Annotated in this window: 8 protein-coding genes; 1 reads left to right on the plus strand and 7 read right to left on the minus strand. The window is 62.4% G+C overall.

The features are described from left to right. Window positions 1-317: 317 nt before the first annotated feature. From AC4PS6_RS14510 to pbpC, 6 genes are all read right to left on the minus strand, one after another. Window positions 318-2,261: a pilus assembly protein TadG-related protein gene (locus tag AC4PS6_RS14510; protein WP_130175381.1), complete on the minus strand. Its 1,944-nt coding sequence runs from the start codon at window positions 2,259-2,261 to the stop codon at window positions 318-320. Between the two features lie 267 nt (window positions 2,262-2,528). Continuing rightward, window positions 2,529-3,086 carry a DUF4136 domain-containing protein gene (locus tag AC4PS6_RS14515; protein ID WP_014716741.1) on the minus strand — a complete coding sequence of 186 codons (558 nt, stop codon included), beginning with the start codon at window positions 3,084-3,086 and terminating at the stop codon, window positions 2,529-2,531. Between the two features lie 44 nt (window positions 3,087-3,130). After that, the gene (locus tag AC4PS6_RS14520; RefSeq protein WP_014716740.1) at window positions 3,131-3,733 is read right to left on the minus strand and encodes a DUF4136 domain-containing protein; all 603 of its coding nucleotides are present in this window, start codon (window positions 3,731-3,733) and stop codon (window positions 3,131-3,133) included. A gap of 23 nt (window positions 3,734-3,756) precedes the next feature. Then, window positions 3,757-4,506 carry a methyltransferase gene (locus tag AC4PS6_RS14525; protein ID WP_014716739.1) on the minus strand — a complete coding sequence of 250 codons (750 nt, stop codon included), beginning with the start codon at window positions 4,504-4,506 and terminating at the stop codon, window positions 3,757-3,759. Continuing rightward, the gene (locus AC4PS6_RS14530; RefSeq protein ID WP_003188211.1) at window positions 4,499-4,807 is read right to left on the minus strand and encodes a MazG-like family protein; all 309 of its coding nucleotides are present in this window, start codon (window positions 4,805-4,807) and stop codon (window positions 4,499-4,501) included. The genes AC4PS6_RS14525 and AC4PS6_RS14530 overlap by 8 nt, the downstream gene beginning before the upstream one ends. 93 nt (window positions 4,808-4,900) lie before the next feature. Then, on the minus strand, window positions 4,901-7,192 hold the full coding sequence (gene pbpC / locus AC4PS6_RS14535; RefSeq protein ID WP_336826803.1) for a peptidoglycan glycosyltransferase PbpC: 2,292 nt from the start codon (window positions 7,190-7,192) through the stop codon (window positions 4,901-4,903). A gap of 245 nt (window positions 7,193-7,437) precedes the next feature. Here pbpC and AC4PS6_RS14540 point away from each other — a divergent pair, with 245 nt between their 5' ends. Next, on the plus strand, window positions 7,438-7,731 hold the full coding sequence (locus AC4PS6_RS14540; protein WP_003188208.1) for a hypothetical protein: 294 nt from the start codon (window positions 7,438-7,440) through the stop codon (window positions 7,729-7,731). 69 nt (window positions 7,732-7,800) lie between these two features. Here the strand turns inward: AC4PS6_RS14540 and AC4PS6_RS14545 are convergent, their stop codons facing one another. Next, on the minus strand, window positions 7,801-12,696 hold the full coding sequence (locus AC4PS6_RS14545) for an alpha-2-macroglobulin family protein (RefSeq protein ID WP_492180867.1): 4,896 nt from the start codon (window positions 12,694-12,696) through the stop codon (window positions 7,801-7,803). Window positions 12,697-12,862 lie beyond the last annotated feature (166 nt).

The following is a 12,862-nucleotide window of genomic DNA, read 5'->3' on the forward strand; positions in this document are numbered from 1 at the left end:
ATCAAGGCTGCCAAGACGAAAAGACCTTGAAAGGGCTGGCTGTAAAAGCGGAACCATAAGTGGCCGTTACCGCAGGAATGGATATGTACTCGGTATACCTGTGTCGGCTGTCAGGCTGCTATCGCAGGCAAGCCAGCTCCCACATTTGGAACGCGGGGTGTCAGCCAGATCGGCGTCGGCTGTCAGGCCGCCATCGCAGGCAAGCCAGCTCCCACATTTGGAACGCGGGGTGTCAGCCAGATAGGCGTCGGCTGTCAGGCCGCCATCCCAGACAAGCCCCCACATTTGGAACGCGGCGCGTCAGATAGACCAACAGGCTAAATCACCAGATAAGCCCGGCCCATATGGCAAGAGAGATTGGCACCGACTTCGGCGTTACCCAGGTTGATGCCCAAGGCGCTGAGTAAAGTGTTGACGACGGGGTCGAGAATCGGCGACAGCACGTTCTGGATCAACCCCACCACCGCCGTAGTGATAGTCGCCAACAGCCCGGCAACGCCAGCCAACGCGCCATTGGAGACACTCCCGCTGGGCGGTGCGTAAGTCACCTGCAAGCCATTAAGGGTCGCCGCCAGGCTGCCGACGATATTGGCGGTGCCCGGCGCGAACTTGTAGGTGGGCGGCGCATTCATCTCGGCAACCGGCGCAAACACCATCGTGCTGGTTTGCGCGGCAATGGTGGAGTTGGCTTTCAACAGCAAACCGCCCCCCACATTAGGCGTACGGTTGGGGCTGCACAGCAGCGTCAGGACGACGCAGTAGCGCTCGCCAAAATCGATCAATCTGACGGGCTGTACATTGACTGCTGCGGAGGAAGAAAAAGCCGCCGCCGGATCCACCGTACCGACGGCCAAGGTAGCCAGGGACGTGGTGGTTTTCACTGTCAAGGACTTGGAAGCCGGCGAGTCGCAATTGAAATCCGTGACATTGGTTTGCGCACTGCCGGCTTCGATGTAAATGCCTAGCGATGTTGTGACATCGACGTCAGCCACATTGCAGGCCACCAGGCACAACACACCGCCAACCACCGCCGGCAGGTTGAGATTCAACAAGCCCTTGACCACCTGGGACACCGGCGTGCCCAGGCCCGTCAATATGGACGCCACGCCAGAAACCGCCTTGATGATCGGCGCCTGTACAGTCACCAACGTACGCACTTGCGCAGTGCGTACAAAAATCTGATCGGTCGGCGGGGTATTCAATAAGCCCTTCTTCGCCAACGCTGGATTGCCAATGGCCGACAGCTGCGGCGGTTCGATGACCTTGGTCTGGATCGACACATTGCCCACTAGCGGAATCGCGACCTGCGCCGCCGCACTCACCGCATTCTTGCTACTGGACAACTGCGCTACCGCTTCCAGCAGTTGAAACAACTGCACGTTGCTATTCAGCGCCGCTGTCGGCGTGCCGGTGGCGATGTCGACCAGGTCTCCCACCGTTAACAGCTTGCTGTTAGGTGCAATGGCTTGAATCGAAATCACGTCATTGATGACTGCCGTGGCCGCCGCGCCGTTTTTCTGCAAGACCTTCACAGCAGCGTCGATCAGTTGAGTCGCCGAGACCGCGGTACTGAGCAAGGCATCGTAGTCACCGGCCTTCACGTTCAGGTTGATCGCCAGTTGGTCCAGGTAACTGAGCAGGTTGACGTTGGTCTGCAGCAAGCCGTTCCAACCCGCCGCCGTGAGCGAAAGGTTGCCGCCGAGCAGGTTGCCGATCACCAGGTTGAGCAGCGGGGATTTGCCTGAATCGACGCTGGCCAGGCTGCTGCGGATCGACAACTGCGCCACGGGCGGCGGTGTCGCCGCGACGGCGGTGGCGCTCAAGTTGATCTGCGGGTTGATCGGCGCGCCGCTGAACAGGTTCCACAGGCCATTGGCGATGCTGGTCAGGACGGTGCGCGAGGCCACCACGCGGATTGCGTCACTCTTGGTGGCATCGGCGCTGAACACACGGGTGTTGAGGGCGTTGGTCGCCAGGGTGCCGCATGTCACCGCCAGGGTGCTGCCATTACCGACCACAAAACCGTTGCGCGCCGCATTTTGCGTGGCATAGGCGTTCGCGGTGGTGTTGGTACCGCACTGGCCACCCAGACCAGCGGCTTCCAACGCCGAGGTGTCGGCGACGGATTGCAGCTTGCGCTTTTCCAGATACAAGCGCCCGCTGTCGACCGCCAGCAACGTGAACACCAGAGCCAAGGCCAAGGTGCCTGCCGCCATCAAGCCTATTGCACCACGCTGTCTGGAACCGAATCGGGGAGACATCGAAGCACTCCTGCGCTAACTCTCCGTTGCACTGGAGTGTAGACAAGGCTTCGACAGGTTGCTGGCAACTCGCCACATTGGCGACTGGCGGAGATGCCCAGAATGTCGGCCCCCTAATACAACTCAGCTAAGCGAACGCTATGCTCAAAACACTGAAGATCAAATGTGGGAGCTGGCTTGCCTGCGAAAGCGGTAGTGCAGTAACTGAAGCAGTGACTGACACACCGCTTTCGCGAGCAAGCCCGCTCCCACAGGGGGTACGGGGGATCAGCGTGGCGGGTAGTTTGAAAGAATCTTGGTCACGGTGCTGCGGATGGCCTTGTTGCGATCCTCGGGGTTTGGCGTGCTGGCCATCATTTGTTCGTCGCTGCCGCGCCACACCAGTTTGCCGTCCTTGCCGTCGAGCAGGTCGATCTGGATGGTCGCCACTTTGTAGGTGATATTGCGCGTTTCGTTGTACATCGGCGCGCCCCAATAACCATTCCACGGGCCGCCCCAGGCACCGCCATAGTTGGTGGTGACTTGCTGCTGGCGGTCTTCGACAATCAAATAGGCCTGCACATTCAGGTCTGCCTTGGTACCCGCCGCCGCAGGACGCAAACCGCGCTGATCCAGCTGTTCGCCCACGGCCTGGCGGATGCGTTGCTCGGTGAGGTCGCTCTTGATTCGCGGGTCATCGGGACGGTACTGCAACGCCGGGTCTTTCCAGGCCCAATTGCGATAGGCGCCGAAGTCTCGGCTGGCGTCGAAATCATGGTTGACCTGGTTGCTCTGGCAACCGCCCAGCAACATGACAACAGCAAGTGCAGCGATGCGACGAAGCATGGTGTTCTCCAAAAAACAACGTGGGCCTGTAATGAGAATAGCTGCTAACTGGGCGGATAGGCGGCCATTGCCTTCTGCATCGCCTTGCGCAAGCTATCGGCGCGTTCGCTCAGGCTGCCCTGGCTGGTGGTTTCGGCGCTGGTGCTCCACACCGGCTGGCGGGTGCGCGCATCGAACAGGCTGATACGCGCCACGGCCACTGTCACTTCATAGGTACGCACCACCGGCACGCTGTTGTACATGCCATAACCATTGCCATAACGGTTGTAGCCACCGTAGCCATACCCGTAATCATCCTGGACCTGGCGCAGGCGTTTTTCCAGGCGTACATCAGCGCTCACCAGCAGGTCGGGCGCACGCTTGTCATGCAAGGGACGCAAGCCACGCTGGTCGAGAGCGCTGCTGACCGCCTCGGCAATCTGCGCCGAATCGGCCCAGGCCGTACCCGCCGGCAACTGGCCGTTGAGCCAGCCCCAACTGCGGTAGGCGCCATAGTCGCGTACCGGCGCGGGGTAAGCGCTGGCATCAAAGGTAGTGGCTGCCTGGGCGGGCGCCGGCGGCATCGGTGCCGAACTGGCGACGTAAGGGTTGGGGCTCGAACAAGCCCCAAGACCTAAAGACAACAGGATTAAACCGAGACGACGCATGTCGACCTCCCACGCTGGGCCGCTTAAACCGGGCGGCAGATCCAGTGCAAATATCGCCCAAGCCCGGCAAAGCTTGGGTGACGACGGTGAGCGAGCTCCATCTCCAACAAGTCCTGCAGGTTGGCGCGCGCCTGGAATTCCACCGGCATATAGTCGTGGAACACCCGCACGCCACTTTGGCTTTCGACCTGCCACAGCCCTTCGAGTTGCGTCGCCAACTCCCGTGGGTCCAGGGGTTGTTGCGGCGTCAGGCTCTGCTTTTCGCCGGCCATGTCGTTCTTGCGCATTTTGCGGAAGTGGCCTTTGAGCAGGTTGCGGTAGATCAACGCATCACGGTTGTAGAAGGCCAGGGACAACCAGCCCCCCGGCAGCGTCAGTTGGTGCAGCACCGGCAGGATGGCGTGGGGCTCGGCCAACCACTCCAGCACGGCATGGCACAGCACCAGATCGTAAGGCTCGGTGAGTTGGCCGAGCAAGTCCTGCCACGGTGCATGAATAAAGGTCGCGGTCTGGCCGGCGTCAGCAAAGCGCTGACGCGCCCCTTCAAGCATCGGCGCAGCGGGTTCGGCCAGGGTTACCTCGTGGCCCTGCTCGGCCAGCCACAGCGACATATGCCCCAGGCCTGCACCGATATCCAGCACGCGCAATGGGCGTTGCGGCAAGGCTTCTACCAGGTCGGCCTGGAGCACCGCCAGGCGAATCGCGCCCTTGGCGCCGCCGTAGATTTTTTCGGCAAAGCGCGTGGCCAACTGGTCGAAATGACGATCACTCATGGGCAAACCGCCGTTCGCTATCGGCCAGTTTGGCGCGCACCACTTCGTTCATATCCAGGCCCAGTTCACTGCACAGCAGCAGCAGGTACAGGACGATATCACCGACCTCCTGGCCCGCATGGGCGAGTTTATCGGCGGGCAGTTGGCGGGATTGGTCTTCGGTGAGCCATTGGAAGATTTCCACCAGCTCGGCCATTTCCACGCTGGCAGCCATGGCCAGGTTTTTCGGGCTGTGAAACTGTTTCCAGTCATTGGTATCGCGAATGCGGTGCAGGCGTTCGGTGAGGTGTTCGAGGTTCATGCGCGGGCTCCTGAATGGGTATAGCTTACCCCATGACGGGACGCGGAGCGTCCCAGGCGGCGTTCCCACGCAGAGCGTGGGAACGATCAGCGATCAGTCGACAACGCTGAACTCGAGCCTGGCGGTTTGACCGGCTTCATCCAATACGCTGAGCTGATAGCGGCCCAGCCGTTCAAAACTGGCATTGATGCTGTCCTGATTGGCGCTGTCGCCCAACGGCGCACCATTGAGGAACCACCAACGCCGGCCACTGCCGCCCAGGGCGGAGATGTTCAGGCGCAAGGCTTGCTGACTGGCAGCGGGCAGACGCAATTGATCGCCCTCGCGTACGCCTACGATGGACAACGGCGATGACGCGGCCAGCGCCGGTGGCGGGCAGTCCGGGTCAGCCGCCGGGATGCGCGCTTCGCGGCGTTCAACCCTGGGTAACCAAGGCTCCAGCGGTGCCGGCCATAGGGCAATGCTTTTGGAGGTTGCGCCAGGACAATGGGCATCGACCCGCAAGCCTTTGGTGTTAACCCAGATGCTTTCCATCAAGCCCACACTCAAGGGTTGATCCAATGCCTGCAAGGTCGGCGGCGTGGTGTTGTCCAGGGTCCAGGCAAAACGCTGGCGGCGGCAGTTGGGGTCGCTGCGGCTCATGGGCTGGCCCAGCGGCCAACAGATCGCCGCCACGCCGATATTGGCAGGCACCGGTTTGACCGGCGCACTGATGCCGCGCTGGCTGTCGCGGTTGGTCAGCACGTCGTGCACCTGCAGCATCAACGGCGCTGCCGACGCCAGGCCGAATTGCCCGGGTACCGGCGTGCCATCGGGCCGGCCGATCCATACGCCGATCAGGTAACGCGGGCCTACGCCAATCGCCCAGGCATCGCGAAAGCCGTAGCTGGTACCGGTCTTCCACGCCAGCACCGGGCGTTGGACCAGCTCGGCACGCGGGTCGCGGTCGGGCCGCGCCTGGCCGCTGAGGATGCGCCGCACAATCCACGCGGCGCCGGGCGACAGCAACGGCCGCTCCCTGAGCGCATCGTCCGGTTGCAACCGCAGGGTGGCGCTCTTGCCATCGCGGGCCAGGGCGCTGTAGCCACTCACTAGGTCCTCCAGGCGACTGCCCGCACCGCCGAGAATCAACGCCAGGTTCGGCTCGGCCAATGCCGGCAACGCCAACGGCATGCCACCGATGCGCATCTGCGCGGCAAAGCGCTTGGGCCCGTAGGCTTCCAGCAGCTGCACCGCCGGCAGGTTCAACGAGCTGGACAACGCCGTGCTCGCCGGCACTGCCCCGGTAAAGCCCATGGAAAAGTTGCCAGGGCGGTAGTCACCATAGCGTCGAGGCACATCCTGCAAGAGGGATTCAGAGTGAATCAGGCCGTCGTCCAACGCCATCCCGTAGAGAAAAGGTTTCAAGGTGGAACCGGGCGAACGCAGCGCGCTGATCATGTCCACATGGCCAAAGCGCTTGGTGTCGTTGATATCCACCGACCCCAGGTAGGCGCGCACCGCCATGCTTTCTTCTTCCACCACCAGGATGGCCGCCGAGGTGTGTTCCGGCAGGCGTGCGCGCCAGCCCAGCAACAGGTCTTCCAGACGGCGTTGCAAGGTGGCATCCAGGGTGGTGCGGATCAGCGGCGGGCTGTCGGGGCGGTTCAGCCGGCGTGCGAGCAGAGGCGCCAGGCTAGGTTCCAAGCGTGGGGCGAGCAGCAGGGGTTCTTCCAGGGCTTCATCAACCGCCGATTGCGGCCATACCTGAAACTCGGCCAGGCGGCGCAGCACTTTGTCGCGGGCCTCCTGGGCGCGCTGCGGATGACGGTCCGGGCGCAAACGGCTTGGCGCCTGGGGCAACACCGCGAGCAACGCGGCTTCGGCGTGAGTCAGCTGAGACGGTGACTTGCCCAGGTACGCCCAGCTTGCCGCCGCCACGCCCTGCAGCGTGCCGCCGAAAGGTGCGCGGTTCAGGTACAGGTTGAGGATTTCGTCCTTGGACAGGTGCCACTCCAGCTGCGCGGTACGCCACAGCTGGCGTAACTTGCCGTGCAGGGTGCGTGAATGTGGGTCGAGCAGGCGCGCAACCTGCATCGACAAAGTGCTGCCGCCGGACACCACCCGCGCGCCGCTCAGGTTTTGCCAGGTCGCACGCACCAGCGCCAACGGGTTTACGCCGGGGTGTTGGTAGAACCAACGGTCTTCATAGGTGAGCAACGCGTCAAGGTAATAAGGCGATACTTCGCTGGTGTGTACCGGGTAGCGCCATACGCCATGGGCATCGGCAAATCGCCACAGCGGTGTGCCATCTTCGGCCAGCACTACCCGGGCCAGGCCGTCCTGGGGCAGGGGCAAGGGCCAGATACGATCGGCCAGCCATAGCAGGGCAACCACCAACACCACACAACCCAAAGCCCAGCGCAATAACTGTGGGAGCTGGCTTGCCTGCGATAGCGCAGGATCAGTCAACTTATCCACAACTGCCCCACCGCTATCGCCGGCAAGCCAACTCCCACATTGGGCCGCGTACATTCGGACGTGATTAAACTAAAACTCAAACGGGCAAACCTCTATGCTTGCAGGGAACTCGCCTGCGTTATCGACAACCAAAGGCACAGTTACGCCCACCTTCTCATCAGGACACGCACATGCAGGTAGAAAGCTTTTTCGAATGGTTGGGCCAGGCGCTCGGTTCCGTCATCCGTTTTATCGTCGACGGGCTCAGCGGTTTGTTCGGGGCCTTGACCCACGCCGGCGGCAACTTTATCGACGGCCTGTCACGCACCTTGGGCATGGACACCTCGATCATCAGCATCATTACCCTGATTGTCGGGTTGTTGTTCCTCTACTCGGCGGTACGCGCCTTTATGCGGGCCTCGATTATCGTGGGGATCATCTGGCTGATGCTGGGGCTGTGGTTGCTGAGTTGGGTTGTGCACTGACAGGCAAACGCTCGATTCCCCCTGTAGGAGCGAGCTTGCTCGCTCCTACAGGGATCGAACCATTGTCTTTCAGCGGCCCTTGATCACCATATCCACCGGCGTCTCGCCCACCGCCTGCCAGTTCGGCCGATACATCGACTCTACCTGCGGCGGCGGCACGCGGTAGGTTCCCGGTGTCACCGCGCGCGCCAGGTACAGCAAGTGCGTGGTGCCATAGCCATCCAGATTCATCGCGGCCACATAGCGATCGTCCCTGAACTCCTGATGCTTGAGCGAGGCATTCTGCATCGACTCACGCCACTCCTTCACCTGGCTGCTGGCGTTCTCCAGGCTCGCCGCGCTTTGGGCCAGGTTCTGGTTTTCCAGTTCCAGGCCGGCAGGCAACAGGTCGACCACCAGGGCATCCGGCACCCGTTGCTTGGCGCTGACCGCCAAGTGCACCAGCACCAGATCACCGCTGTTGAGGTTACGCAGGTTCAACGGCTGGCCGTTCATGCCCAGGTATTCGCGGCGGATACTCAGGTTGTTGCCACCGGCCGCTGGCGGCACGTGTGGATAACCCGAGACCGTCAATTGCTGGTACACCGGCGCTTCACCCTGATTGGTCAAGGCCAGGTCGCTGGACAACAACTTACCGTCCAACTCCAACGTCGATTGCTGGTTGTTCAACTCACGCACACCGCCGCTGCCGGTGAGCGACACTTGCCAGTTCGCTTGGGGCTTGGCGAACCCGAGGCGCCCGGCCAGGAACAGGGAATTACGCTCCTGGGTCGACAGGTACGGGCTGGCGGCCAACTGATCCGACAAGGTGAACAACCGCTCCTCGCGCTGGCCCTTGGCCAAGTCGTTCTCCTCCAGCAACGCCAGGATCATCGCCTGGTCGCGCAGCGGGCTACCGTAGTCGGCCAGCCACTCATTGGCATTGCGCTGCGCCGCCAAGCCGGCCAACAACGCCTGATCCGCACGGGGCTGGTCACCCATTTTCTGCAGGGCAATGGCCAACTGCACCAGCGGTAAGCCGGAGCGTGCGTCGCTGCGCCGTTCGAACAGGCTGCGCAACGCGCCCAATGGCGCCTGCTGACTGCGCGCCAACACCATGCCGGCATACGCCTGCACGGCAAACCGGGTGTGTTCGGCGTTGTCGCTGTAATCGACCTCGATCAGATTACGTTCCTGCACATACCGCAACAGGCGCTCGCTGGCCTTCTTCAAGGCTTCAGGCGGGACGGCAAAACCCTGGTCGCGGGCGCGCAGCAGGAAGTCGGTGACATAGGCGGTCAGCCAATATTCTTCCTCGCCATCGGCGCCCCACAAACCAAAGCTGCCGTTGTAGCGCTGCATGCCCAGCAGGCGCTCAATGCCCAACTCGATCTTGCGCTTGCGCTCGGCATCCGGCTCGCCCTTGATACTCAGGCGCTTGAGCAACGCGTCGTCGGCGTACAGCGACGGGTACAAGCCACTGGCGGTTTGCTCCAGGCAACCGTAGGGGTACGCCTTGAGTGCACTGATCTGCGCGCCCAGGTTCAACGGCGGCCGGCTCGACAGGCTCAACAACGCCTCACGTCCCGATGCATCGAATTGATCCAGTGCGCCCGACGGCAAGCTCCACGGCTGCTCCTTGAGCACTGCGCGGTAATGCTTGAGCAAGGCCGGGTACGCCGGGCGTACGCCCAAGGTCCATTCGCGGCTGAACGGCGGCAGGTTTTCACCCGGCAAGTCCAGGCCGTTGACGGTGACCGTGACCTTGCCCTGGCCGAGCCCGCCCCAGGCTTGTACCGGAATATGCAGGGTGGTGCGCTGACCTTGCTTGAGCTCAACCGATTGCGTGCCACTGTTGACCAACTGCAACTGACCTTGCGCGGTCAATTGCACATCGAGTTTCTGGGCCTTGCCCGACAGGTTGGAGAGGTCCAGGGCCAAGGTGGTCTGGTCGCCTCCTGCCAGGAAGCGCGGCGCCGACAACTCGGCAATCAGCGGGGCGGCGATCACGGTCTTGCCTTCGGCCATACCGTAGCGATCATCGCTCCAGGCTTGGGCCATCAGGCGCAGTTCGCCGTTGAAGTCGGGAATATTGACGCTGACTTCACCCTCGCCTTTGTCGTTCAGAGTCACCGGGGCGCTTTGCAGGGCAACGATGGTCACGCTGGTGTCCGGGCGCTTGCCGCCTTTGGCCAATGCCGCGTCGCCACCAAATGCCAGGCTGGCCAGGCGCCCTTGACCGGCTTCGATCAGTTGCCCATAGATGTCGAATTGGTCGACGCCATAGGCTTTGCGGCCAAACAGGCTGGCGTACGGATCGGGCGTTGGGTATTCGGTGATATTGAGGATGCCCACATCCACCGCCGCCAGCAGTACGTGCACCTGTTGGGGCACGCTGCCATCGGCGTTTTTGGCGGCGATCTTCACCGTCAGCGGTTGTTTGGGGCGCATTTTTTCTGGCGCGGTGAGGGTCAGGCCGAGTTTGCGCTGGGTACGATCCAGCGGCAGGTGCAGCAAGCCCACGGCGCGTTTAGGCGTGATGTTGGCTTTGCGCTCGCCCGGACGAATCACCAGGGCGCTTACATACAGATCGTGGCGCGACCATTTCGGGTCGAGCTTCACCGCAAAGCTTTTGCCTTCGGCCGGCACGTCGATTTCCTGCCACCACAGCGGACCTTCGGCAGACTCCACCAACAGGTAGCCTTTACCGGCAGCCGGTGGCGTGACGGTGACGTTGGCGGTGTCGCCATCACCATAGGCGGGTTTGTCCAACGCCAGCTTGACCTGGTCGGGGCGCACGGCACCGCCTTCGGTGTTGTCCTGGGCCTGGTAGCCGGCCCAGAAACGCAGGCTGCTGACCAGCCCGGTCTGCGGGTCTTCGACCTCCACGCGGTAAGGGCCCCACTCCACCTGGAAGCTGACCTTGGCGGTGTCGCCAGCCTTGATGTTCAGGCTCTGCTCATCGAGATTGAGGAATTTCTCGTTGAAGTGGTAGCTCCAGCCGTCATTCTCCGAGTAGTTCCAGTAGTAGTCGCGGCGCTCACGCACCAGGCGCACCTTGAGGTCTTGTGCGGCCAGTTTCTGACCGTCCTGGTTGGCCACCAGCACTTCGAATTCCACCGGGCCATCGCCGTTGGTTTCCTTGCCATCAAACAGGCCACGCAGGCCCGGCAACTGCTCGGCCGGCCAGATCGGCTGCACCAGGCGCCGGGTAATCGGCCGCCCGCCGGACTCTTGCAGGCTGGCTTGCACGATCAGTTGCAACGGCGATTTGGCCTCGGCCCACTTGCTTTCCAGGGTCAGCGCTTGCTCGCCATTGGCGTCGAGTACGCTTTCGTCCAGCTCGAAATCCTGGCTCAGCTCTTCTTCCGTGACGGAACCGAACTGGTAGCCCGGCAGGGATTTGACCGCCTCACGCAGTGGGCGCACGTACACCTGGCCACTGACGCGGTTACCGGACGCGGGCGCGCCGTAGAGGTAACGACCGTTGACCTGGATGACCGGGTTATCCGCCGGGCTCAACGCCGTGTCACTGCCCTTGAGTTCCAGCGCCAGGCGTTCGGGCAGGAAGTCTTCGACGAGAAATTCATACAGTTGCGGCTTGCCGTCACCGAGGTCGAATACCAACTGCCAGCGACCGGTCGGCGCCTCGCCGGCCAGTTGCAACGGGTATTGATACAGGCCGGACGCGTCGGCCTCCCACACGAACTTGCGGCTCACCTGTTCATCCGGGCGCCGTACTTCGACGCTGACCGGTTGCGGCTTTACCGCCTTGCCATCCTTGTCACGCAACAGCGCGTTGAGCAGCACGGTTTCGCCGGGGCGATACAGGTCACGCGGGCCGAACACAAAGAACTGCAACGGGTGAGAGGGCTGCCCGCCGATATCGAACTCGGCGAGGTCCAGCGCGGCGCTGTCCAGGCGCAGCAGGCTGGTTTGCTCGCCCTGCTTGGCCAGTAACACCTGGGCTTTTTTCGGCAGTGGCAACTCGGCGTGGCCACCGTCTTCGGTCTTGCCCTGTCCGAGCACACGGCCTTCGGCATCGAGGATTTCCAGTTCGACGCCGTTGAGCGCCTTACCGCCTTCCAACGCCTGGGTAAACACATCCAGGCGATTGGCATAGCGGTGCACCGACAGACCGATATCACTCAAGGTGAACAGGGTGGCCGGTTGCGAATAGTTGTAGGTGCCCGAAGCACGCATCACCGCCAGGTACACGCCCGGCTGCTGCAACTGCTTGAGGCCGGCAATCGGCAGCAGCAGGGTTTCGCGGGTATTGCGCGCCGGGTTCAGGTCGAAACGCCCGCCGTAGACCAGCTCGGCCATTGGCAGCAGTTCACGGGACTCATAGCTTTGCAGGCTGGTATTACGCCCCCACTGCGCCAGGAATGACGGCAGGGATTCGGGTTTGATCCGGAAGAATTCCACGTCGATCTTGTCGACGTTCAACGCGATCACCGGCAGGCCCTCGGCCAGGCGCGTCGGCAACAGGGTGCCGCGGCTGGCGAAGCCGACGGTGGCTTGCAGGTCGCGGGTTTCCAGGCGGGCGCTGTATTCGGCGGCGAGGGTGTTGCCGTTGACTGCCTTCACCCCGGCGTCCACGGTCAGCACCAGCTTGCGCTGCGGCTCAAGGTGGCGCAGGCGCAATTCCATCAGGTTATCGGACAGTTCCCAGGCGCCATCGACCTTGCCGGACTTGCTGTCTACCAGGTGCAGCTTGTCGGCGAACTTCTGATCCGGATCCAGAGGAATGGAAAAGCTCACCGACAAGGTGCTGGCCCCGTCCAACTGCACCTCGGACACGTCCACCACGCTCAGCTCGCGCCCGGCATAGCGTTGCTTCAACGCTGCCACGTCCACCGCAGCTTTCACCGGCTTCGGCGCTGCCGCCACAGTGGGCGCAGGCGGTGCAGCGGGTTTATCGGAAGAATCGCAAGCGCTCAGCAGGGCCAGCGCGCAGGCCAGGAACAGTCCTTTGTTAAGCATGGGGCACTCATAGTCAGAGGGAACCGAGGGGTGAACTATATATCAGCGCCGACCAAGCCGCTGCGGCACCGGTCACATTGACCGACGGAGGGGCGGTTGGTTCTTGGTGGGGCATGAAGCCAAGCCAAATCCCACAACCATTGGCGATCAAGATCAAAATGTGGGA

The organism is Pseudomonas sp. DW-iso17, from assembly GCF_058725345.1.